Source organism: Desulfomicrobium macestii, from assembly GCF_014873765.1.
GTDB lineage: Bacteria > Desulfobacterota > Desulfovibrionia > Desulfovibrionales > Desulfomicrobiaceae > Desulfomicrobium > Desulfomicrobium macestii.
The window spans coordinates 39,615-62,718 of record NZ_JADBGG010000009.1; the positions used below are offsets into that span (position 1 = coordinate 39,615).

The 23,104-nt window shown below is 60.8% G+C and carries 21 protein-coding genes, 1 tRNA gene and 1 riboswitch; of the genes, 7 read left to right on the forward strand and 15 right to left on the reverse strand.

The window, feature by feature from the left end:
• Positions 1-118: 118 nt before the first annotated feature.
• Positions 119-1,057, reverse strand: coding sequence for a hypothetical protein (locus H4684_RS07480; RefSeq protein ID WP_192623334.1), 939 nt, complete (start codon positions 1,055-1,057; stop codon positions 119-121).
• Positions 1,054-2,274 (reverse strand): L-serine ammonia-lyase, encoded by a 1,221-nt coding sequence (locus H4684_RS07485; protein WP_192623335.1) that lies wholly within the window; start codon positions 2,272-2,274, stop codon positions 1,054-1,056. The genes H4684_RS07480 and H4684_RS07485 overlap by 4 nt, the downstream gene beginning before the upstream one ends.
• A 122-nt stretch (positions 2,275-2,396) precedes the next feature.
• Here H4684_RS07485 and H4684_RS07490 point away from each other — a divergent pair, with 122 nt between their 5' ends.
• The 3 genes from H4684_RS07490 (at position 2,397) to H4684_RS07500 (ending at position 4,338) form a co-directional block, all read left to right on the forward strand.
• Entirely contained in the window at positions 2,397-2,651 is a 255-nt protein-coding gene (locus H4684_RS07490) for an HP0495 family protein (protein ID WP_161949142.1), read from the forward strand.
• A 292-nt stretch (positions 2,652-2,943) separates the two neighbouring features.
• Positions 2,944-3,019: transfer RNA gene (locus tag H4684_RS07495), tRNA-Lys, on the forward strand.
• 311 nt (positions 3,020-3,330) lie between these two features.
• Positions 3,331-4,338, forward strand: coding sequence for a Fic family protein (locus tag H4684_RS07500; protein ID WP_192623336.1), 1,008 nt, complete (start codon positions 3,331-3,333; stop codon positions 4,336-4,338).
• A gap of 54 nt (positions 4,339-4,392) precedes the next feature.
• Here H4684_RS07500 and H4684_RS07505 read toward each other — a convergent pair whose 3' ends face one another.
• Positions 4,393-5,565, reverse strand: coding sequence for a multidrug effflux MFS transporter (locus H4684_RS07505; RefSeq protein ID WP_192623337.1), 1,173 nt, complete (start codon positions 5,563-5,565; stop codon positions 4,393-4,395).
• A 172-nt stretch (positions 5,566-5,737) separates the two neighbouring features.
• Here H4684_RS07505 and H4684_RS07510 point away from each other — a divergent pair, with 172 nt between their 5' ends.
• Positions 5,738-6,205: a hypothetical protein gene (locus tag H4684_RS07510; protein ID WP_192623338.1), complete on the forward strand. Its 468-nt coding sequence runs from the start codon at positions 5,738-5,740 to the stop codon at positions 6,203-6,205.
• A 260-nt stretch (positions 6,206-6,465) separates the two neighbouring features.
• Here H4684_RS07510 and H4684_RS07515 read toward each other — a convergent pair whose 3' ends face one another.
• Entirely contained in the window at positions 6,466-6,792 is a 327-nt protein-coding gene (locus H4684_RS07515; protein WP_092192575.1) for a hypothetical protein, read from the reverse strand.
• A gap of 292 nt (positions 6,793-7,084) precedes the next feature.
• Entirely contained in the window at positions 7,085-7,993 is a 909-nt protein-coding gene (locus H4684_RS07520; RefSeq protein WP_192623339.1) for a hypothetical protein, read from the reverse strand.
• Positions 7,994-8,429: 436 nt separating this feature from the next.
• Between H4684_RS07520 and H4684_RS07525 the strand changes: the two genes are divergently transcribed.
• Entirely contained in the window at positions 8,430-9,779 is a 1,350-nt protein-coding gene (locus H4684_RS07525; RefSeq protein WP_092192572.1) for an APC family permease, read from the forward strand.
• Positions 9,780-9,884: 105 nt separating this feature from the next.
• Here H4684_RS07525 and H4684_RS07530 read toward each other — a convergent pair whose 3' ends face one another.
• From H4684_RS07530 to siaA, 10 genes are all read right to left on the reverse strand, one after another.
• Complete coding sequence (locus H4684_RS07530) at positions 9,885-10,820, reverse strand: ABC transporter substrate-binding protein (protein ID WP_192623340.1); 936 nt, start codon at positions 10,818-10,820, stop codon at positions 9,885-9,887.
• Between the two features lie 685 nt (positions 10,821-11,505).
• Complete coding sequence (locus H4684_RS07535) at positions 11,506-12,255, reverse strand: ABC transporter permease (RefSeq protein WP_192623341.1); 750 nt, start codon at positions 12,253-12,255, stop codon at positions 11,506-11,508.
• Positions 12,252-13,013 (reverse strand): ABC transporter ATP-binding protein, encoded by a 762-nt coding sequence (locus H4684_RS07540; RefSeq protein ID WP_192623342.1) that lies wholly within the window; start codon positions 13,011-13,013, stop codon positions 12,252-12,254. The genes H4684_RS07535 and H4684_RS07540 overlap by 4 nt, the downstream gene beginning before the upstream one ends.
• Positions 13,014-13,015: 2 nt before the next feature.
• The gene (thiD, locus tag H4684_RS07545) at positions 13,016-13,831 is read right to left on the reverse strand and encodes a bifunctional hydroxymethylpyrimidine kinase/phosphomethylpyrimidine kinase (protein ID WP_192623343.1); all 816 of its coding nucleotides are present in this window, start codon (positions 13,829-13,831) and stop codon (positions 13,016-13,018) included.
• Positions 13,828-14,463 (reverse strand): thiamine phosphate synthase, encoded by a 636-nt coding sequence (gene thiE / locus H4684_RS07550; RefSeq protein ID WP_192623344.1) that lies wholly within the window; start codon positions 14,461-14,463, stop codon positions 13,828-13,830. Before thiE ends, thiD begins: the two co-directional genes overlap by 4 nt.
• Positions 14,456-15,271 carry a hydroxyethylthiazole kinase gene (gene thiM / locus H4684_RS07555; protein WP_192623345.1) on the reverse strand — a complete coding sequence of 272 codons (816 nt, stop codon included), beginning with the start codon at positions 15,269-15,271 and terminating at the stop codon, positions 14,456-14,458. The genes thiE and thiM overlap by 8 nt, the downstream gene beginning before the upstream one ends.
• A gap of 67 nt (positions 15,272-15,338) precedes the next feature.
• Positions 15,339-15,430, reverse strand: a riboswitch (TPP riboswitch).
• 37 nt (positions 15,431-15,467) lie between these two features.
• Positions 15,468-16,262: a biofilm regulation diguanylate cyclase SiaD gene (gene siaD / locus H4684_RS07560; protein ID WP_225940313.1), complete on the reverse strand. Its 795-nt coding sequence runs from the start codon at positions 16,260-16,262 to the stop codon at positions 15,468-15,470.
• Positions 16,259-16,636 carry a biofilm regulation phosphoprotein SiaC gene (siaC, locus tag H4684_RS07565; RefSeq protein ID WP_092192558.1) on the reverse strand — a complete coding sequence of 126 codons (378 nt, stop codon included), beginning with the start codon at positions 16,634-16,636 and terminating at the stop codon, positions 16,259-16,261. The genes siaD and siaC overlap by 4 nt, the downstream gene beginning before the upstream one ends.
• 27 nt (positions 16,637-16,663) lie before the next feature.
• Positions 16,664-17,200: a biofilm regulation protein kinase SiaB gene (siaB, locus tag H4684_RS07570; RefSeq protein ID WP_092192556.1), complete on the reverse strand. Its 537-nt coding sequence runs from the start codon at positions 17,198-17,200 to the stop codon at positions 16,664-16,666.
• The gene (gene siaA / locus H4684_RS07575; RefSeq protein ID WP_192623346.1) at positions 17,197-19,257 is read right to left on the reverse strand and encodes a biofilm regulation protein phosphatase SiaA; all 2,061 of its coding nucleotides are present in this window, start codon (positions 19,255-19,257) and stop codon (positions 17,197-17,199) included. Before siaA ends, siaB begins: the two co-directional genes overlap by 4 nt.
• Positions 19,258-19,517: 260 nt before the next feature.
• On the opposite strand from siaA, the gene H4684_RS07580 reads away from it, so the two are divergent.
• Positions 19,518-20,747, forward strand: a complete 1,230-nt coding sequence (locus H4684_RS07580; RefSeq protein WP_192623347.1) for an ABC transporter substrate-binding protein — start codon at positions 19,518-19,520, stop codon at positions 20,745-20,747.
• A complete protein-coding gene (locus tag H4684_RS07585; RefSeq protein ID WP_192623348.1) occupies positions 20,744-23,059 on the forward strand; it encodes a PAS domain S-box protein in 2,316 nt (771 codons plus the stop codon). Before H4684_RS07580 ends, H4684_RS07585 begins: the two co-directional genes overlap by 4 nt.
• Positions 23,060-23,104: the final 45 nt, after the last annotated feature.

The following is a 23,104-nucleotide window of genomic DNA, read 5'->3' on the forward strand; positions in this document are numbered from 1 at the left end:
GGGTTGCAATTTGAGGCGCGGGTGTTTTTTGTTCCACGCATGGGAAAAGAGTCATGAAATCAATCTATAGTGGTTTGGCGATGGTGGTCAAGGATTCGCCGGGCCGCTTGCAGACGGTTCATGGAGTGGGCATTGCCTGTGTCGCGCTTTGCGCGGCGCGATCATGGGGCTTGAGCGCTTCAAGAAGGACCGCCTCGGGGTCGGCAATGTTTTTGGCACGCAGCACCTTCAGGAATTTTTCATAGAGAGTGTCCAGGTCCACGTACTGCGCCACGGATTTGTACTCAGGCATGGTCAGCACGGAAGAATAGACCGGCAGATTGTCCGCGTCGTGGCCGTTCAGCACCACGAGAGAAAATTTGCGTCCCTCGATTTCGAAATCCAGCTTGAATTCCTTGATGTCGGTGTTGGTGATGGTGTTCAGGTTCGAGATGGACTTGGCGCGGGCAAAGATGCCGGAGATGATGCGCAGGCTGTCCTTTTTCATCTGGGCCAGGGCTTCGCGTTCGGAAAGCTCGATGAGCAGGATGGACTTGTTCAGCTCGTAATAGATGTCCTCGAAGATGTTGTTCTTCTTGAGTTCGTCATAGAGGGTTTCGAAGTCGGCGTGGTTGATCCTGCGGAAATGGGACATGTCCGGCCGCTCGTTTTCCACGGCTTCGAAATCGTCGCACACATAGGGCACGATGGACGTGGTCTCGTAGAGATAGAACTCAAGCCCGATGGCCCCTTCCTCTTCAAGGATGGCAGACACCGACAGGTCGGCCAGGAGCGTCCCTCCGTCGATTTCAAGGCCGTAATCGGCGTAGGTCTGACGCAACCGGGGGTCGGACGCGTCGATGACGTAGTTGTATATGGGGTAGGCCAGGCCGTCCTGGTCGTGGATGGCCAGTTCCTTCCAGGAAGCGAAACGGGTCGCGACCATGTGCTGAAAGATCTTCTTTATGAATTTCTTCAGGCACATCGTGAAGAGTTTGAGTTCCTTGCCACGGCTGGTCGGTTCTTCTGATTCCCTGGTGGTAGGCAGCTCTTCGAAATCTTCTTCATCTCTCTTCATGCGGATCCTCGTTTTTCCTTGCGTTCGCCATATGCTTTGGCCAGGCCCCCGTGGGATGTTTCCCGGTAGAGGCTTGGCAGGTCGTGTCCTGTTTCTTTCATGACTCGCACCACTTCGTCAAAGGGGATGCAGTGCGAGCCGTCCGATAAAAGCGCCATGTGCGCGATGCTGATCGCCTTGGAGGCGGCCATGGCGTTGCGTTCTATGCAGGGTATCTGGACCAGTCCCCCGACGGGGTCGCAGGTCAGGCCCAGGTGATGCTCAAGTCCCATCTCGGCGGCATATTCGATCTGGCGGATGGTGCCGCCCATGAGTTGGGCCGCGGCCGCGGCGGCCATGGCGCAGGCCGAACCGACTTCGCCCTGACAGCCGACCTCGGCTCCTGAGATGGACGCGTTGTTCTTGATGATCAGTCCGATCAGTCCGGCCGTGGCCAGTGCCTGCAGGATGGATCTGGGTCTGGCCTTCATGTTTTCCTTCAGGTAGCGCAGCACGGAGGGCAAGACGCCGCTCGCGCCGCAGGTCGGCGCGGTGACGACGGTCCCTCCGGAGGCGTTTTCTTCGGACACCGCAAGGGCATACGCGGCCAGAAGTCCGGTCCGGCGCATCTCGGCTCCACCAAGCAGGGTCTTCTGGTGGTACGAGCTGGCCTTGCGGGCCAGTCCCAGGCCGCCGGGCAGCACGCCCTCGGTGGTCAGGCCCCGTTCCACGCAGCTTTTCATGGCGGCCCGGATCTCTTCAAGGAAGTTCCAGATGTCCTCGCCTTCGTGACGGGCCACGAATTCCCAGTAGGTGATGCCTTCCTCGCCGCAAAGCTCCATGATTTCCGTGAGACTCTGCAACGGATAGATCTGGGGCGTGGCGAAGGTCGAGCCCCTGTCGCGCAGGGCGCCGCCGCCGATGCTGAAAACAGTCCAGCTGTCCAGGACCCGGCCGTTTTCGTCCAGGGCCGTGAAGTCCATGGCGTTGGGATGTTCGGGCTGCTGCCGGTCCTGTGCCCAGAGAATTTCGACGGGGAAGGGAGCCAGGGCTTCCCGGATGGCCTTGTCGGTGAGATGCCCCTTGCCGGTGGCGGCAAGGCTCTCGTACAAGACTACCTGAAAGGAGGCCGCCCCCTTGACGCGGGCCCGAAATTGCTCGGCGGCGAGCTTGGGGCCCATGGTGTGGCTGCTGGAAGGACCTGCGCCAATTCGATATATTTCCCGGATGGATTCCATCCGCACCTCGCCATGTGGAAATTTGGTATTGACTGTCCGAAAAAGCTTGGGCCATGGAGTCCGTCACGGACGCTGGTCCTTGGACTAGCTGTACCGCACACATCCGTCAACAAGGAGCCCCCATGAATAAGCCGGAACTCGAGTTTCCCCTGCACTGGGAGTACAAAATCATAGCCGTGCGCAGCGACGAGGCCTTCGCCGCCATCCTCGATGTCATGAAAAATCATGGCTTCACCGAAACTCCCCGCGCCAGCAACGTCTCCCGCAACGGTTCCTACGTGACCTATACCGTACGCATGCACATCGAAAGCCGTGAAATCCTCGACAGCCTCGGCGCCGCCCTGGCGGGCTGCGAGGGCGTAAAGTATCTGCTTTGATTGTTGGTGAATTGTGGATGGTGAATTGTGAATGGACAAAGGCGGGTGGCGGCCGCTCAGGGTGGTCTTCGGGTCCGAACAGTCCAGAGTATTGTGAAATTGCCTTTAATTTCGAAATGTTGTGTTAGAAATCTCTTTCTTTCTTCTCCAATTACCAATCACAATTCACCATTCACTAATTTTCCCCTTGACGGGTAACCTGGAAAACCGTAGAAGCCTTTTCGTTGTCGGCGCAAAGCAGGTTTTAGGGCTAATGCTTTGACATGATTTGCATATTCCGATTCAACAAGCTGGGCCAATAGCTCAATTGGTAGAGCATCTGACTCTTAATCAGCAGGTTCAAGGTTCGATTCCTTGTTGGCCCACCAGCTGCAGCAACAAACCCGTCAAGGACACAGCGTCTTTGACGGGTTTTCTTGTTTCTTTTGTCTTTAGACGAATCCGCTCTGTCCTGACGTCAGCAGTCGACAGGGATACCTAGTTGTCCTTATTGAAGAATCGCTTGCGCTTCGCATAACGCTTGCTTTATCTCCATGAGATATCCTGAATGCAGGCCTTTTCGGGCAAATTCCTGTCTGCATCAAGGCTTGGCCAGTCAGGATGATATGAGCGAATCACTTTTATCATCTCAGATTGCCACATGGATCAGGACATGGTTCCGGGAATAAATCGGAGAGTCATGAACGACAAAGTTGCATACTGCCCGCCTTTTTCCATAACTCCGCAGATTCTGAACCTGGTCGCCGGGATCAGCGAGGCTGTCGGCCGGTTGACCGCGCTCTCGGAAAAGGCCGGCTCCTCGCGGCTGCGGCGCATCAACCGTGTCCGCACCATTCGTGGTTCACTCGCCATAGAGGGGAATACCCTAAGTGAAGCGCAGATCACAGCGATTTTGGAGGGCAAGCGGGTCATTGCCCCGCCCCGGGAGGTGCAGGAGGTTAAAAACGCGTTGGCCGCTTACGATCTCTTCGGAACCTGGCGGCCGGAAAGCGAGCCGGACCTGCTCGAAGCGCATCGTGTCCTGATGTCCGGCCTGATCGACGACGCGGGCAGATACAGGAGCGGCGGAGTGGGGGTGATGACGGGCCAGCGGGTGGTCCACATGGCGCCCCCGGCGAGTCGTGTGCCGCAGCTGATGGGCGACCTGTTTCAGTGGCTGGCGGCAACGGACGCCCACCCGCTCATCGTCGGTTCGGTCTTTCATTACGAGTTCGAGTTCATCCATCCCTTTGCCGACGGCAACGGCCGCATGGGACGCCTGTGGCAGAACCTGATTCTGGCGAACTGGCATCCGCTGTTCACGGACATACCGGTGGAAAGCCTCGTTTTCGACCATCAGCGCGACTATTATCAGGCCTTGCAGGAGAGCACCGCGCAGGCTGACTCCGCTCCGTTCATCACCTTCATGCTGCAGATGATTCTGGAGACGATTTCTTCCGTCACCCCCCAGGTCACCCCCCAAGTCGGCGAACTGCTTGCGGCGCTCCGCACGGAAATGAGCCGCGAAGCCCTGCAGTCCGCCCTGGGGCTCAAGGATCGCAAATCGTTCCGCGAGCGGTATCTGGGGCCTGCGTTGGCCGCTGGCCTGATTGAAATGACTCTCCCATCCAAGCCCAACAGCCGCTTGCAGAAGTACCGTCTGAGGGAAAAGGGGCGACAGTTTTTGGCGGATCAAGCCAATAAATAACCTCTGAAGATCATCCCCGAATATCTCGGCAGCCCCGCATCAACTTAAAAAACATCACTCCTGCTTCGTCCGTTCCAGCCTCGGCAGCAATACCAGGACAAGGGCGCTCGTGGCCATGCCGACCAGGGCCAGGGTAAGGATCTTGTTGTCCCAGGGCAGGGCGATGAACCACATGGCCGTGGCGCCGCCAACGAAATACGTGAACATGATGAGGGAGGCCGCCGAGCCTGCGTCCTGTTTGACCTGCTCGAGCAGGAAGTTGCTGCTCGGCGGGCGCGACATGCCAAGGCTCAGGGTCAGGAAGGCCATGGGCAGGGCCATGCCCCAGGGGCCGAGGCCGGAGCACAGGGCCAGGGCCGCCGAGCTGATCAGGATTCCGGCATAGCCGAGCAGGATGATGCGAAATCCGGGCATGCGTTTCAGCAGCCTGCCGCAGATCCAGAAACCGAGCATGAGCGCGGCCGAGTTGAAGGCGAAGAAATAGCTGTATTCCTGCTCGCTCAGACCGAAATAGGTCACGAAGATGAAGGAAGATCCGCCAATGAAACAGAAAAGCGGTGTCATGCCCAAGGCGATGAGGGTGCATTGCGTCATGAAGCGCAGGTTACACATGAGCCGCAGGTAGCCGCCCATGACCTGGGCCAGGGTGCGGGTCGTGGCCGGGGCCGGCTCCTTGAGTCTCCAGACACCGCAGATGGCCACGACGCCAAGGACCATCTGGGCGAGGAAGATGACCGACCAGTCGGCGAAGGTGAGCATGATGCCGCCGAGCACGGGCGCGAGCATGGGGGCCAGGGAAACTATGACGGCCATGTGTGCCAGGGCCCGCTCGCGTTCCGCGCCCACGAAATAGTCCTTGGTCATGGCCAGGGACAGGGTTGCCGCCGAGGCCGCGCCCATGCCCTGCAGGATGCGCCCCACGATCAGGGCCGTGGGGCTCTGGGCCTGGGCGCAGACCAGACAGGAAAGGACATAGAGGGATATGCCGCCCAGGAGCACCGGCTTTCGCCCATAGCGGTCCGAGAGGGGGCCGTAGAAGAGCAGCGCCAGGCTGAAGCTGATGAAAAAGCCGACCAGGGTCAGGTTGATGACCGCTTCCGTGGTCTGCCAGGTCTCGACCATAGTGGGCAGGGCTGGCAGATACATGTCCGTGGACAGCGGCGGAAATGCCGCGAGCAGGGCCAGAATGAGCAGGGCGCGTATTTTGAGTGGGGCTGGTATTGTCATGGTATTTTTTGATGGTTTGAGGGCTTCGCCTACTCTGCGCGTGTGGGGCAGGCAAGCAAAAAACTCTGGGGCATTTTTTCTGATCTCATGCGAGCTGGGAACGACGAGCCTATCGGTGGAACAATCTCTGCATCTTGGTAATCGTGCAGGAAGATTTTTCCGGAGGTATAACATGAGTATCGCACCCCTGGCCGCCCTCGGCATCGCCAAGACGGCCTTTTCGATCATAGGCTCCCTGGCCGACGCAATGAAGCGTCCCAGTTCCGAATCCACCGGGTCCGCCATGACCGCGGCTCCGGCGCAGGAGTCCCTGTGGCATCAGATCGGCAAGGAAGTGGACCCAGGTTCCATGACCAGGGACGAGCTGGCCAAGGTCTCGTCCATGCTCTACGACAACGGCCTGATCAGCCTGCGCGACCATGCGACCATGAGTTTTGATCCCAGCTTCGCGGGTTCCTCGAACCTGCTTACGGCGGCCGACGGATCGGGGCGCGTGGACTGGATGGCCGAGTTTCAGGCCCGCCTGGCCAAGCACAAGGCCGATGGCGACAGCTCCTCCGTGGCTCAGGACGAGCGCGTGCTGGACATCCTTTCGCGCCTGCAGGCCGGATCAAAGGGCGTGACCTCGATCAGGGTCTGACCCGGCAAGGTTTTCCGGTTTTCCGATTGTCCGCGTCTGTCGGCCATGGGTTTAATTTGTGTTCTTGCTGAATGTGCGGCCGTGGGCTGCAATGATTTGAAGAGTCAGGGCAATGATGGGCATCAGACGTGGAAAAGGCAATGGCCGGATGGCCCGGCGCCGCGTTCACTGCGTTGGCCGGGCATGGGCCGAAGATTTGTTGATCCGATGCCTGCTTTTCGGAAGTGTTGAGCTGCCCCGGATATCTCCGAGGCGCGTATCTATCTCCAGTCCTTTCGCGGCGCAGTGGTCACAAGCTGCACGCCCGCCTGAAAAAAGCCGGACCATCCCCCTTCCTCTTTTTTGCACCAGCGGATGAAACCTGTCAGAAAGGTGCTGCTCTCGTAGTCCACGGTTCCCCGCAATTCATCGGCGAGATAGATGTTCACAGGCACATCATCGACGGGCAGCGAGCAATCCATTTCAAGCAGCAGGCCATCCGGGCTTTGATTGATGATCCTGGCCGGGCAGGGGGTGTCCAGGGATGGGGAAACGACGGCGCAGCGCTGGAGGCTTGCGGTTCTGTTGTATTTTCTGTTTTCAGACATGTTGAGCTCCGCGTGTGGATAATTGGCGTAAGGTTGCTTGCACGGCGCTGTCTGGCAACGCGTGATGGCAACTTCCTGAAAAGGCGTTGTTTTTTTTCAGACACATATGCGTTTTTTATCACAATGCCAACATGTTGTCAGACATTGGCCGCGCAGCTTCCGGAACAGCGCCAGGGCAAGAGAGCGGCGCGTTGGCGCTGATTTGTGCCGGGCATTTGATAAAAATAAAGGGCGACCGTGCATCGTGAAAGACGCGCGGTCGCCCTTGCATGAGGCGTGAGCCAGACCTCGTCTAGACCTCCGCGTTCAGCTCATCAAGAGGAGCCTCGGATTGAGCTGCGGTGCTTTCTGCGACAGTGTTCATGTTCCTGTATATCTCCAGAAATTTGGCGTAGGCCGCGCCGTTGCCCCGGGGTTCGCTCAGCGGCGGCAACTCGGCGGCGGCTGTCACATCGCCGTGCAGCGAGGTCAGGCTTTGCGTGAACCAGGCCTCAAGTTCCTGCATGCCGGCCTTGAAGGCGGTAAGGCCGGGGGCCTCGGTTTCGGCAATTTCCTCCCCCGTTTCCTCCGTCGGCGCTTCCTCCATCTCCGCTGCTACCTGTCCCGGCAGCTGTTCCTCGGAAGCGAGCGCGCCTTCATCATCAAGCAGTTCGGCCAGCTCCGGATCGGTGGCGTCCTGTTCCTGCGGCACGGCAGCCGCAGCCAGTCCGGCGAAGGCTCCTTGCAGCGATTCAAGCAGCTCGGAAAACCTGGAGTTTATGTCCGAAAGGGTGGTGGACAGCGGCGTCTGTTCGGCCTTCGCCTCTTCGAGCAATTGCTTGATATCGTCCGAGAAGTCTCCTGCCAGCTCCTCTGCCTGCCCGGACAGGCCGTGCTCTTCTCCGAGGGCGCCGAGTTTCGCGGTCAGCTCGTCAAAAAGCCCCGTGCTTGCGCCTTCGAAGTCGTTGGCTGCATTTTGCGCGGCCACCTGCTGGAGCTCGTCGTGGAAATTGATGCGCAGTCGCACGTCAGCCACTCCCTGGAAGTGTCCGGCCTGCAACAGGCGAATGACCCCTTTGCTCCCTTGTTCGTCGCCGCTGGCGGGCGGCGGGGTGATCTCCGTTTCGGCTGCTTTGACCGGCTTTTCCGTGGCGTTATCCTTGAGTTCGACATGGTTGACCTTCATCCATGCCTGCTGATTTCCAGCGCCTTGCACGTTCATGATCTTCGCTCCTTGGAAAATTACCCATTTTTCTTCTTATCGGCCGTGAGGCGAGAATTCTTTACCCATCAGACTTCTGCGGTTGCAAAGGTCATGCTCGGGAAGTTTTTTCTCCATGCGGCACGAGTCCGGTCCTTTTAAATTTTTTGAAATCGAGAGGTTGCGGCATCGAAATATTTTTATGCATTATCCGCGTTTACAATATCTCCTTCATCGGGTACGGCCCCTCTGCATCTTTTGCCCAATAGATAGCTTCAGACTTTGAGAATTGTTTCCACGGAAGCACGACGTTCGGAAAATTCGGCTATCGGATTTTATCCATGAAGCGTTTGCAGTGTCTTAAAAAGACGTTGCATGAACTGACAGGCAATATTTTTTCGATAATATATTATATTGTAGGAAACATTGATTCTGAAACGATAAGGAGAATCGGACAATGGGATCTGAGTTGAACAAGAAGTTCGGCCTTTTTACCGCGATTGCGATGGTCGTAGGCATTGTCATCGGCAGCGGCGTTTTTTTCAAGGCGGAAAAAATTCTCACCGCCACCGGCGGCAATCTGCCCCTGGGGATTCTTGCCTGGATCATCGGCGGATTCATCATGATTTCTTGCGCCTACACATTCTCTCTCATGGCCACCAAGTATGAGCGTGTGAACGGCATCGTCGACTACGCCGAAGCCGCCATGGGCAAGAAATACGGCTATTACGTCGGCTGGTTCATGGCCCTCATCTACTATCCGACCCTGACCGCTGTCCTGGCCTGGGTCTCGGCCCGCTACACGGCCGTCCTTTTTGGATGGGACATCACCGGAGGCGAGTGCATGACCATCTCCGGCTTCTTTTTGGTGGCAAGCTACGCCCTGAACGCCCTGTCGCCCGTCCTGGCCGGAAAATTCCAGGTCACCACGACCGTGATCAAGCTCATCCCGCTTTTGCTCATGGCGGTGGTCGGCACCGTCTTCGGTCTGGACAACGGCATGATAATGCAGAATTTCACCACTTCCGTGGTTGAAGTCGATCCGGTCATCGCGGTGTTCACTGCCGTCGTGGCCACGTCTTTTGCCTACGAAGGCTGGATCATCGCCACCAGCATCAACGCGGAACTCAGGGATTCCAAAAGGAATCTCCCCCTGGCCCTGATGGTGGGCACCTTCACGGTCATGGTCGTGTACATACTGTACTACGTCGGCCTGGCGGGCGCGGTCACCAACCAGACCCTCATGGAAGGCGGTCAGGAAGGCGCGAAGCTGGCCTTTGAAACCGTCTTTTCAAGCCTTGGCGGAACGCTCATCTTCGTCTTTGTCATCATTTCCTGCCTTGGCACCTTGAATGGCCTGATGCTCGGATGTACCCGCGGTATCTACTCCATCTCCGCCAGAAACCAGGGCCCGCGCCCGTTCATGTACAGGCAGATCGACAACGCCACGAACATGCCCACCAACTCCGCCGTGCTGGGGGTGCTGCTGTCCGCATTCTGGCTGGTGTATTTCTACGGTGCTAACCTCACCAAACCGTGGTTCGGATTTTTCTGCTTTGATCCCTCGGAACTTCCGATCGTCACGATCTATGCCCTTTATATCCCGATTTTCCTGGTGTTCATGAAAAAGGAAGCCGATCTTTCGGTGTTCAAGCGCTACATCATGCCCTCTCTGGCCGTATTCGGCAGCCTGTTCATGATGTTCGCCGCCTGCTTCTCGCATGGCATGGCCGTTGTGGCGTACCTTGTCATCTTCGGCGTGATCATGCTGGGCGGTGCTTTCTTTTCGCGGGAGCGCGAGTTTTAGACGCCTTGTCCGGGATTTTCCTGCCCTGTCAATAAACGAAGCCGGGCGGCAGCGATCAAGCTGCCGCCCGGCTCCGTTTATTCGGGATAGGGCTTGTCGGTTCGCTTAGCGCAATTCCACCGCCCATGTGTCAAGCTCGGGCACATTGGTCACGATCTCTTCGCGCATCAGAAACTCCGCGAAACGTGTGTAGCGCTTGTTGTCGAGAGCCCCGGGGCGCAGGGCGAAGCGGGGCAGGGTGTCCCGCCAGGCGCGGCGGTTCAGTTCGTCGTCCAGGCTGGAACGCTCGCCGGAGACGAAGAGCTTCCAGCTCTCCTCGGGGTGATTGATCAGGTACTGCACCCCTTCCTCCAAGGCATCGACAAAGGCGCGCAGCTTGGGGTCCGCCACCTTCGCGGCGGCCGCCACGAGGATCAGTTCATCATAGGCCGGAACCCCGTATTCCTCCACGAAAAAGGCCCGTCCAGGGCGTCCTTCGATATCCATCTGGTTCAGCTCGAAGTTGCGGAACGCGCCGATGACTGCGTCGGTCTGACCCGTGAACAGCGACGGGGACAGGGAGAAATTGACGTTGACCAGCTTGACGTCGGCCATGGTCAGACCTTCCTTTTCGAGCATCACTTTCAAAAGCGCGGTCTCGAACCCGCCCACGGAATAGCCGACGGTCTTGCCCTTCAGGTCGGCGATGGACTTGATGGGGCCGTCCTCAAGCACGACCAGGGAATTGAGCGGCGTGGCCACCAGAGTGGCGATGCGCGTCAGAGGCAGGCCTTCCGCCACCTGCATCTGGTGCTGATGCTGGTAGGATACGGCAATGTCGGCCTTCCCGGCGGCCACGAGCTTGGGCGGGTCGTTGGGGTTGGAAGGGGCGATGATTTCCACTTCAAGGCCGTGTTCCTTGAAGAAGCCTTTCTCCAGGGCCACGTAAAGGGGCGCGTGGTCGGGGTTGACGAACCAGTCCAGCAGCACGGTCAGCTTTTCGGCCTGGGCCTGGGTGGCGCAGAGGAGGAGGGTTGCGAGGATAAAGGCGATTTTTTTCATGTGGGTATCCTTATGGTTTGGAGAATGTGAAAAGGTTTGCGGTAATGCGGATTTGAGTCGGATTGTCATGGTCGGGGAGGGTTGGTGGCAGTGCGGACGCGAGTCGGATCGCTCCGGGCGGGGGCCGCCAAAACTCCTTCGCTGGCCTCGTAATGTTTTCCCGCCGCTCCTGCCGGACATCGGACAGCGCTTTGGGCGGTCGCGACGGGAAAACAAACGATGCCCGGCTCAGTCAGACAGTTGCCGGCCCCCGCCCGGAGCGACCCGACTCGCTGGGCAGCGGTGGGAGTAAAACAAGATGGAATTTTTGTTTTTATGCTACGGCACCAAGGTTTCGCGCCCTTATCAGGGTCATTCCCGCGCAGGCGGGAATCCATCTTCGCCAAGGCCAGAAAGGCATGAATCCCCATCTGCGCGGGGATGTCCCATGCGTGAGTATTTGTCTTCATTGCATCCCAAGTTTCGGCTGCCAGAAAACCAGCCTGACTCCCCGTCCGGAGCGACCCGACTCGTTGGGCAGCGGTGGGAGCAAAACAAGGTGGAATTTTTGTTTTCATGCTACGGCACCAAGGTTTTGCGCCCTTATCAGGGTCATTCCCGCGCAGGCGGGAATCCATCTTCACCAGGGCCAGGAAGGCACAAATCCCCGCCTGCGCGGGGATGTCCCATGCGTGAGAATGTGTGTTCATTGCATCCCATGTTTTGGCTGCCAGTAAATCAGCCTGTTCAGCAGTCGGTCGATTATGAAATAGAGCGTCAAGGACGTGCCCGCCAGAACGGTCAGGGCCGCGAACATGACGTCGATCTGCATGCGGGCGTTGGCGTGGAGCATGTAGAAGCCAAGGCCCGCGCTGGACCCGACCCATTCCCCGACCACGGCTCCGATGGGCGCCACGGCCGTGGCCACGCGCAGCCCGGCCGCGAAGGCGGGCAGGGCCGAGGGGATGATGATGGTGCGCAGCACGGCCAGGGGCCTTGCGCCCATGATGCGGGCCATCTCCAGCAGGTCGGGTTCGGTGCGCTGCATGCCCGAGTAAAAGGACGACGCCACCGGGAAGAAGATGATCAGCACCGCCATGGCTACCTTGGAGGCCATGCCGTAGCCGAGCCACAGCACCAGGATGGGAGCCAGGGCGAAGACCGGGATGGCCTGGCTGATCACCAGGACGGGCAGCATCCAGCGCTTCAGCAGCGGCGAGAGGATCATGACCAGGGCCGCGCTGCTTCCAAGGACCGTGCCCAGGGCCAGACCAAGCAGGATCTCGGTCAGGGTCGTGCCCAGATGCGAGAGGAGCAGCGGAAACTTTTCGATCAGGGCCGTGGCGACAGGCAGGGGGCCGGGCAGGATGTACGTCGGAGCACCGGTCAGGATGACCAGAACCTGCCACATGATCACAATGCCGACGGCAAGAATGAAGGGACGCAAGAAGTTCATGCCGCCTCCCCGTTCATCAGCCTTCTCAGCAGCCCCGCGTACAGGCCGGTCACTTCGGAACTTCCGGCCTCGCGCGGGGGCGGGCCGGCGGGCTCCATGGTTTCGAGTACCCGCACCGGCGTGCCCCCGAGCACGATGATGTCGTGGCCCAGGCGCAGGGCCTCCATGGGATCGTGGGTGACCAGCACCACGGTCGCGCCCACGGTCAGACGCGCGGAAAGGTTCTGCAGCCGCACGCGGGTCAGGGCGTCCAGGGCGGAGAAGGGCTCGTCCATGAGGATGACGGGGCGCTCTTCCATGAGGGTGCGCAGGAGCGCTCCGCGCTGACGCATGCCTCCGGACAGGGCCTCGGGCAGCTTGTCCTCGTATCCGGCCAGGCCCGCCTCGTGGATCAGTTCCAGGGCCCTGGCCCGCTTTTCGGGCGAGAGTTCGCCCCGGAGCCTGGCTCCGAGCAGGACGCTGTCCCGCAGGGTCAGCCAGGGCAGGAGCAGGTCGTTCTGGCTCATCCAGGCCACCTGTGTCGAGCCTGTCCCGCCGGAGCCAAAACGGACCTGCCCGGAGAAGTCGAGGTTTGGAGCACCGGCCATGAGCTTCAGGAGGGTCGATTTGCCGCATCCGCTCGGCCCCAGGATGCAGGTCGTCCGTCCGCCCCCGAGGGTCAGGCTCAGGTCCGCGAACAGCGGTCGGCCCTCGAAATCGAGGGAGATGCCTTCAAGGGCGATGCCTGGTGCGGCCTGCGCGGTGGCGGGAGCGTACACGGCTATTCGAAGAACCGGTGGAAGTGATGCACCGGCCCGTGTCCCTGGCCGATGACGTAGGCGGCTCCGGCCCGGATGGCTTCGCTGATGTATTCCTTGGCGTTGCGCACGGCCGTTTCCATGTCTTCGCCCCTGGCCAGGTTCGAGGCGATGGCCGAGGACAGGGTACAGCCCGTGCCGTGGTTGTTGCGGGTCTGGATGCGCACGCCCGGCAGGGTCACGACGCGCTTTTCATGGCCGATGTACAGGATGTCGTCGCTGTCGCCCGACTCCAGATGCCCACCCTTGACCAGCACGCTCCCCCGGCCCATGGCCGCGAGGTCCGTCAGCGCTTCCATGGCCGCCGCCTGCGTGGCTATGTCCCGGCCGAGCAGCACCGAGGCTTCGGGCAGGTTGGGTGTGATGAGCGTGGCCATGGGGATGAGCTCCGATTTCAGGGCGTCGATGGCTTCGTCCTGCAAAAGCTTGTCCCCGCTCTGGGCGACCATGACCGGGTCGAGCACGATGATCCCCACCCCGTGTCTGGCCAGCCCCCTGGCCACGGTGCGGATCAGTTCCGGGGAGAAGAGCATGCCGATCTTGACCGCGTCGGCCCCGATGTCGCCAAGCACCGCGTCCATCTGCGCGGCCACGAATTCGACGGGCACGGCGTGGATGCCGGTCACGCCCAGGGTGTTCTGGGCGGTCAGGGCGGTGATGACGCTGGCCCCGTAGCAGCCGTGGGCCGCGATGGTCTTGAGGTCGGCCTGGATTCCGGCCCCGCCGCCGCTGTCGGACCCGGCGATGGTCAGTACGCGGTGATATTTGCGCTGGTTCATGAAAGCTCCTTGGCTGCACGGATGATGGTTCTGAGGCGGGAGGCAGCCTCTCTTGGATCTGGGGCCGAGACGATGGCCGAGACCACGGCGACGCCGTCACACCCTGCCCGGATGACCTCGGCCGCGTTGCCCGGGCCGATGCCGCCGATGCCGACCAGGGGCAGGGACACGGCCGCGCGGATGGCGGCCACGCCGTCAAGGCCCAGCGCCGGGGCCGTGTCGGTCTTGGTCGGGGTGGAGAAGACGGGGCTCACGCCCACGTAGTCCGCACCCTCGGCTTCGGCGCGCAGGGCGTCCTCCACGCACTCGGCCGAGATGCCGATGAGCATGCCCGGACCCGTCAGGCGCCGGGCGTCGGCGATGAGCATGTCGGTCTGGCCCAGGTGCACGCCGTCGGCTCCCACGGCCAGGGCCACGTCGATGCGGTCGTTGATGATGAGCGGGATGCCGGTTCCGGCCAGCAATTCACGCACGGCCCGCGCTTCGGCCACGAATTCGCGGGTCGCGCAGCGCTTTTCCCGCAGCTGCACGCAGGTCACTCCCCCTGTCACGGCGGCGCGGACGATGTCCGCGGTGGCGCGGCCAAGGGACAGCCCCCTGTCCGTGACCAGGTACAGGGACAGATCAGGCATGGTGTTCCTCGTGGATGCGGCATTCCTTGGCCAGGTCCTCGGGCGTCAGATTGAAGAGAGCGTCCAGGAGATGGATCTGAAAGGAGCCGGGGCCGGAGGCCTGCGCGCCCGCCCTCTCTCCGGCCAGTCCCAGGAAGGCCAGGGCAGAGGCGGCGGCGGAGACGGGGTCGGGGTCCACCGCGTGGAAGGCGCCGACCAGGGCAGTGGCCGAGCAGCCCGTGCCCGTGACGCAGGGCATGAGCGAGTGCCCGCCCTCGATGACCAGCGTGCGCCGTCCGTCGGTGACCAGATCGGTGGGGCCGGTGATGGCCAGGGTGGTGCCCAGTTCGCGGGCCAGGGTCCCGGCAGCCTTGGCCGCGTCCTCGATGGAGTCCGTGGAGTCCACGCCCTTGGTGGTTGCGTTCTGTCCGGCCAGGGACAGAATCTCGGAGGCGTTGCCGCGCACCACGCTGACCTTTGTCCAGGCCAGGATGGATTTCGCGGCCTCGGTGCGCAGGGTCGTCGCTCCAGACCCCACCGGGTCGAGGATGATGGGCTTGCCGAGCGCCGTGGCCCTGCGTCCAGCCTTGAGCATGGCCGCCACCCAGACATCGGTCAGCGAGCCTATGTTCAGTACCAGCGCCCCGGCGTAGGCGACCATCTCTTCGACTTCGTTTTCGGCGTGGGCCATGACCGGAGACGCGCCGCAGGCCAGAAGGGCGTTGGCGGTGTAGTTCATGACCACGAAATTGGTGATGTTGTGAACAAGCGGTTTGTTTTGTCTAAGGGCGCGCAGGTTGTCTGCGGCCTTGCGGGCTGGATCGGACACGGTGCACCTCGCACTGCTGTTGATATTTGGGGCAGCAGGGGCGAGGAATGGGGGGATTGGCCGGTCATGGCCTCAAGTCTTGCAATTCCCTTCGCTGGCATGATCCAGATCAGGTTCAACGGGTATCATCTCAGGCTCCTCGCCACCCCTGCAAAAACTGATTTCTGGCTAGGACAAGCGCGTTTGGCTGTCAAGCTCACTCCCCGGCGACGCAGTTCCGCCCGGCGTCCTTGGCCTTGTAAAGGGCCTGGTCCGCGCGCAGCAGGGTCGTGTCCACGGGTTCGCCGGGCCGGTGAATCGTGAAGCCGATGCTGACCGTCGGGGCGGGAATTTCGTCGCGGATTCTTTGTGCTCCGGTCACGGCCTGGCGCAGTCGTTCCGCCACGACCGGGGCGCTGACTGCGTCGCAGGCCGGGAAGAGGAACAGAAATTCCTCTCCGCCCCAGCGCGCGCACATGTCGTATTCACGCAGGGAAAGTTCCAGGGCCCGGGCCACGGCCTGCAGCAGCTGATCCCCGGCGGCGTGTCCGAAGTTGTCGTTTACCTCCTTGAAATGGTCGAGGTCGGCGATCATGACGGCGAATCCGCCTTCTGGTTTTCGCGTTGCCCGGGAAGCGGCCTCGTCCAGGCGCACGGTCATGTAGCGGCGGTTGGGCAGGCCTGTCAGGGAGTCATAGTTGGAGGCGTGCTCCAGACGCTCCTTGAGCTGATGCAGCATGGTCTGGTACTGGTCGCTGATGCGCACGATTTTTTCCAGCTGCCGGACTTTCTTTTCGTAACTGGCCAGATAGCCCTGGCTGCGCTCGCGTTCGGCGGCCTGAAAACGGTCCGCGATGTGGGTCAGCCGGTCCAGCAGGCGCTGCTGGTCGAGGTAACGCTCAAAGAGCACGCCAAGCGCTTCCTTCCACCCTTCCGGAGGCGTTTCGGCGCCGAGAATGGCCTCGATGCGCCGCTCAAGGCTGTCTTCAGGCGGACACTGCGGCATGATCATGACCTCGGGGCGATGGTGAAGGGAAAGGTGCAGTCTTCCTTGAATTCCTCGGCCAGTTCGCCGACGCGTTCGTTGTCCGGATCATAGTTCCATGCGACGCTGACCGGTCGTCCGCTCTGGTGGGATTCCTCCAGGCGGTCGAAGATGTCCATCATGGCCCGGATGCTGCTGGTGTTGAGATAGATCAGCTCCAGGTCGAAGGCGAGGGGGCGGTCGTCATTCTTCAGAAAATCGTCGATCCAGTCGATGATGGGCTGAAAGAATTCAAAGGGATTCTCGGGGTATGAATCTCCGGCCATGAAGACACGTCCCTGCTCGTTGTCGGCGCGGACCATCGGAGTGCTGGGTGTTTGGGCGATATCTAGATTGTTCATGTTCTTCTCGTACTTTTTTGAGTCTTTCTACAGTACGACGCGCAGGCTCAGGAAGCTTCGCGTCTCGTCGATGTCGCGCACCGTGACAGCCAGGGGGCGTGAGGCCTTGCGGGCCATGTCGATGATCCCCAGACCCGCGCTGCCGTTCAATCCCTCGCGCGGCTGGCGCAGCTGGGTCTTGAAGAGGGCCTTGAGCGCGGCACGGTCCAGGACCGCCAGGCCGTCCACGCGTTCCTTCAGGGTGATTCCGTCCTCGCGGGTGACGACATTGCCCGCGCTGATCACATAGTGTTCATCCTCGCGGGACACGACGATGGCCGCGCTGGCCGCGCCTGTCAGCTTCGGGTGCTGGTCCGCGTAGCGACGGATGTTCTGTGTCATTTCAATATAAACGGAAAAAATGTCGGCAACGGCGCTGGGCGCTTCCTGCTGGTGGTTGAGGTAGTCGCGCAGGGCGCGGCCGATCTCCTCGATCAGGGCGGCGTTGATGGGGCCGTTGAAGCAGACCATGATCTGTTGACGGTCAAAGATTTCGCGCAGGTCGTAAAGGTCGGGTGTGCTCATGAAGCGATCTCCTTGGAGGAATCAGCCGGCGTTTGGTCGAAACGAAAGGCCAGCACGGTGATGTCGTCGCGTTGCGGGTAGTCTCCACGGTATTCTTGCAGGGCGGTGGTCAGGGCCTTTTCCTGGGCTGCAAGCGCAAGGCCCGAGTGGGCCTCAAGCCAGTTCACGAAGCCGCTTCGCCCGAAAGGCAAGCCTCTTTGTCCCCCGGATTGGTCCAGAATTCCGTCCGTGACAAGATAAAAAACAGTGTCCGGTTCAAGGTCCAGTGTCCGGCAGGTGAAGTTTCTGGATCGGCGGTCGTTGATTCCGCCCCGGTCCCCCCGGTAATGCTCGACCTGTGCTCCCCTGGCCGTGAAGAGGTCGATGTGGGCTCCGGCGAAATGAACCTTGCGGGTTTCCCATTCAACGAAGCACAGTCCGATGTCCATGGACGTGGCCAGGCGCTCCAGGCGTTTGGTGTCCGGCATCATGGCGCGCACGGCCTTGTCCGCGCTCTCAAGCAGCGCGGCCGGGTTGTCCCAGCTCTGTTCCATGGTGGCACGTTCCAGGGCCGCGTGAGCGATCATGGTCATGAAGGCTCCCGGCACTCCGTGACCGGCACAGTCGATGACTCCGAACAGGCAGCCCTCGGCCCGCTCCCGGTACAGATAGAAATCGCCGCCGACCACGTCGCGCGGATGCCAGACCACGAAATACTGTCCGAGCAAGTGCTCGCAAAGCTGCCGGTCCGGAAGAATGACCCGCTGAATGAGGCTCGCGTAGCGGATGCTCTCCGTCAGCTGGCGATGCGTGTCCGTCAGCCGTGCATGGGTCGCCTCCAGCTGGGCCGTGCGTTCGGCCACCCGCTGTTCCAGTTCCATGGTGTGCGTCTGAACCTGGGAGGCCATGCTGTCGAAGGCGCGCGACAGGGCGCCGAGTTCGTCGTTCCGGTTCGATTGCAGCCGGGTGTCGTAACGCCCTTCGGCGATCCTGCGGGCCGAGTCGGTCAGGACCAGCAGCGGGTGCAGAACGAGACGGTCAAAGCCCAACGTCAGGGTCAGGATGACCAGCAGCAGAATCACCGCGCCTCCGGCCAGGGCCAGGTGAATGATGTTCGAGGACAGAATGCCCTCGGCCGCCGGATTGACGCTGCTGACCACGGTCCAGCCGAGTTCCGGAAGATGCGCCAGGGCCATCATGCGCGTGCCCTGTTTGGTTTCGACCTGCAGCGGAAACACTTGTGTGTCCCTGCGGCCGGTCTCGGCCAGGGCGCGGGCGAAGGTCTCCTGATCGCTGTGTTCGCTCAGTTCGGCGAAAACGGTCCGGGAGGTGTCCTGCTTGCCCATGGCTCCATACTCGATCCTGTCCGGATCCGGATGGGCCACGATGCGGCCCTGCCCGTCGATGATGAAGCTCATGGCCCCGGCCGAGCGCGGGGCGAGCATGGTCTTCAGGAACCTGTCCAGCTGCATGCCGGTTCCGACCAGCCCGAGTGGCATTCCCGCCGCGTTGCGCACCTGTACGTTGATCCACAGGTTGGTCACCTTCAGGGTGGCGTCGGGGTTGACGTTCAGGGTGTAGGGAACCGGCACGTCCATGGTCGAGAAGTACCATGCGTCGGCCGCCTTGGCCGTATCCAGCGTGTAACGGTATCTGGCGCTTGGGCTTTTGGGATCGGCGTAATAGTAGGCCAGGGTGCGGTGGTGTATGACAAAATAGGTCTGGTCGGCGAAGGCCTGGCGAAATCCTGCCGCCTCGGCCAGAAAGCGGGATCGGGCAGGCGCTTCCTGTTCCTGCAGCAGCCAGTCCTTCAGGGCGCTGAGGTCGGCGAAGCGCTGGGCGATGGCCAGCTCGCGGCCGACCAGGGCCTGGATTTTCTCACGGGTGAGCTGCGCTTCGGCAACGGCCAGTCTGCGGCTCAGGTCCGTGGTCAGATCGCTCAGAATCCGCTGACCCACCGCGACGGAGAGCAGCAGCACGGCCGCCGATATGAACAGCAGCAGGGTCCCGACCTTGCGGCGCAGCCCGGAGGCGCGCTGATCGGAGGGGAGTGGGGTGATGGGGGGTGGGGTGTTCATGACGCCTGCCTGCGGGGTTTGCCGAGCAATTTGGACTGATGGAGTTTTTGCTAAATTTTCAGCACATTGCAATGACAATGAGCTGGTGTCAACGCAGGAAGCCCCGGGGCGCGGGATACGTGTTTTTGTTCGAACCCGGGTCTTGTGCTTGTTGGTGCTTGTACCGTATTTTCATGTATGACAACCGGATGGAGTTTTGTCCGGCCTTGTGCCATGTGTGTCGGGACGCTGGGGACCTGTAGGCAGTGCGGAGGATAATCATGATGATCAGTGTGCGCAAAAATGGATTGTTTTCCTTCATGTTTTCAGAGGTCTGTTTTATTGATGCATGCCCCGGAGCCAAGGCATTCATGATCGGCGCCATGAGCGTGGCGGTTTTGCTGTTGTGGATGTCCGCCGTCTGCCACGCACAGCCCGTCGAACCGATCAGGATCGGAAGCATTTTTGCCAAGACCGGCCCGGGCGCGGAGGAAAATTCTCCCAACTACCGCATGGTCACGCTCGCGGCAGGTCAGATCAATGCTGCGGGAGGTCTTCTGGGGCGCCCTGTCGAGGTGATCGAATTCGATACCGGGAGTACGGCCCTTGGAGCGCGACAGGCCGCCGAGGCCGCCGTCAAGGCCAAGGTTTCGGCCGTCATCGGCCCTTCCTGGAGTTCGCAGGCCATGGCCATGGGGCCCGTGCTTCAGCAGGCGGGCATTCCCATGCTCGGCGCAACCACGACCGCTTCGGAGGTCACCGAAATCGGGGATTACATTTTCCGGGTCTGCTATACCGACGCGTTGCAGGCCAAGGCGCTGGCCGCCTTTGCTTATGACGACCTGAAAGCTCGAAGTGCCATCGTCGTGACCATCGCCGGAGACGTCTACAGCGAAGGGCTGAGCTCGGGTTTCATCGAGCGTTTCACCGCGCGCGGAGGCAAGGTCGAATCGCAGTTGCGCTATCTTCAGAACGCCATGAACTTTGATGAGCAGGTCCGCGTCATCGGCGAGAAATCTCCGGATCTGATCCTGGTGGCCGGTTTCACCCGTGATTCGGGTTTGTTCCTCAAGCAGGCTCGCAGTGCGGGTCTGGACATGCCTGTTCTGGGCGGCGATGGATGGACTGCTCTGGAGCACTATCCGTATCTCGACCCGGCGAAGGGCGAAAATTATTATGTGTCCCACTGGCACCCCGATTCGGGGTCGGAAGGCGGCCAAAAATTTCTGGCTCTGCTCTATCAGGAGTTCGGGCCGAATGCCCTGCAGATGATCGACGCCGGCAACGCCAACGCCTATGACGCCATGGGTCTGGTGGCCGACGCGATCCTGCGTGCCGAAGGCGATTCTCCGGCCGCCATCCGGGACGCCCTGGCCGCCACCGAAAAATATCCGGGCGTGACGGGGCTCATCACCTTCAAGAACTCGCGCGATCCCCAGAAATCCCTGGTCGTTCTGCGCATCACCCCCGACAAGGTCGAATTCGTCAAGAGCGTGGATGCCGATCGATGAACAAAAGCATTTCCCAGCGCATGAACCAGGACATCCTGATCACCTTCGCCGTGATCGCGGTTCTTTTTGTCGCCCTGGGCAGTTTCATGCTGGTTCGATGGAAGGACGACAACATCCACATCGTCTGCCGCATTCTCGACACCCTGGTCGCCAGGGAACAGGACAATCTGGCCAACGAGCTCTTCGAGCGGCGCATCCGGGCTCTGGACATGCGTCTGGCCGAGATCAGCATGGTCGAGGAGGTGTTGCGGGTCGAACTGTACCATGCACGGGGGCTTCCCCTGGCCGCCGCCTCGCGGGGTGCGGCGACGCAGGTTTCGAAGCCGATCGACATCGAGGGCTGGGACCATGCCCAGGGCTATGCCTTCGACCATGACTTCTCGGCTCTGCGTTTCATTCGGCCGATCATCGCGGCGGGAGAAACCATCGGGTGGCTGCGCCTCGACTACGATCTGTCTCTTTTGCGCAAACAGACGCTCAGTTTTCTCGCCTATATGTTCAGTATCCTGGTCATGACCCTGCTTTGTACGCAGCTGCTGCTGCGTCGCCGTTTGCGCAAGTCGGTGGTTAATCCGCTGCAAAGGCTCGGAGCGTCCATGCGGGAAATGAACACCGAGACTCGTACCTTCAACGGACCTGCGCTCAAGGCCGACGAGGAAATCGCGACCCTGGGCCAGTCATTCCAGGAGCTGCTGGAACGTCTGAACAGCTCCTACCGCGACCTCGATGAGGCGCATCAGGCCCTGGCCCGCAGCGAGCGCCGGCTTTCACGCGCCATTCTGGCAAGTTCCGACGGCATCTGGGAATGGTCCTTCGACACCGGGCAGGCCTATTTCAGCCCGCGCTGGTACGAGATGCTCGGCTACGAGGATCAGGAACTACCCATGACCTTTCAGACCTGGAAGGATCTTTGTCATCCCGAGGATTTTCAGCAGGCTTACGAGCGGATTCAGGTCGTCGTGAACTCCAACGGAGGCAAATCGTACAACTCCGAGTTCCGCATGCGCACAAGGGACGGGGAGTGGAGATGGATTCTGGGCCGCGGCGATGTCATCGAGCGCGACGCCGACGGCAGGCCCCTGCTTGTGAGCGGGACGCACACCGATGTCACCGAGCGGCGTCTGGCCGAGGAGCGGCTCCGTCAGTCCGAAGAAAAGTTCTCCCAGCTTTTCCGCCTCTCGCCCGATGCCATCGTGCTGCTCAACGTCGAGAGCGGACGCCTCGTCGACGTCAATGACTCCTTCACGAGCATCTCCGGCTTCAGCCGTGAAGAGGCCCTGGGCAAGACGCTTCTGGAACTGGGCATTTACCGAAATCCGGGTGAGCGCGATGAAATTTACAGGCGTCTTGCCCGTGACGGCTTTCTGCGCGACTTTGAATTCGAAGCCCTGCACAAGGACGGTTCCACCGTGGTCAGCGCCATGACCTGCCAGACCCTGGAGCTCGACGGAGTGCCCCACCTGCTGGCCGTGCTGCGCGACATGACGCAGATGAAGAAGCTGCGGGAAGTCATGATCCAGAGTGAAAAGATGCGTTCGGTGGGGGGCATGGCCGCGGGCATCGCCCACGAGATCAACAATCCTCTGGGCATCATCCTTCAGGCCTCGCACAACCTGGTGCGCCGCACGCGGCCAGATTTTTCCAAGAACACCCAGGTTGCCGAGACCATCGGGCTGGATATGGAGCTCATGGCCCGGTACATGCGCGCCCGCAAGCTCGACCTTTTCATCACGGACATTCAGGAAGCGGCCACGCGGGCGGCGGGGATCATCCGGCGCATGCTCGATTTTAGCAGACTGGCTGAATCGGGGCGCTCCCAGTGCGATCTGCAGACCCTCATCGAACACTCCCTGACTCTGGCCAGGAATGATTACGACCTGAAGAAGTTCTACGATTTCAAGAAAATGGATTTGCGCATCTCCGTCGAGGAGGGGCTGGGCAAGCTGGCCTGCACCGAAACGGAGATCGAGCAGGTGTTTCTGAACATCCTGCGCAACGCGGCCCAGGCCATGGCCGAGGCCACCCCTACCGTCGAGAATCCGCGCCTGGAGATTCGGGCACGCAGAATCGGCAATCGGGTCAGGATCGAGATCGAAGACAACGGTCCCGGCATGAGTGCGGAAATCAGCCGTCGCATCTTCGAGCCTTTCTTCACCACCAAGCCGCCTGGCCAGGGTACGGGCCTTGGGCTTTCGGTGTCCTATTTCATCGTCACCAAGGGGCACGGCGGGACCATGGAGGTCGAATCCGAGCCTGGCCTGGGGACGCGTTTCATCATTGAACTTCCGTTCAAAAAGCAAGAGCAGGAATGATGCGTTCATTTTTGGAATGCGCACGGGGCATGATTGGCCCGGGGC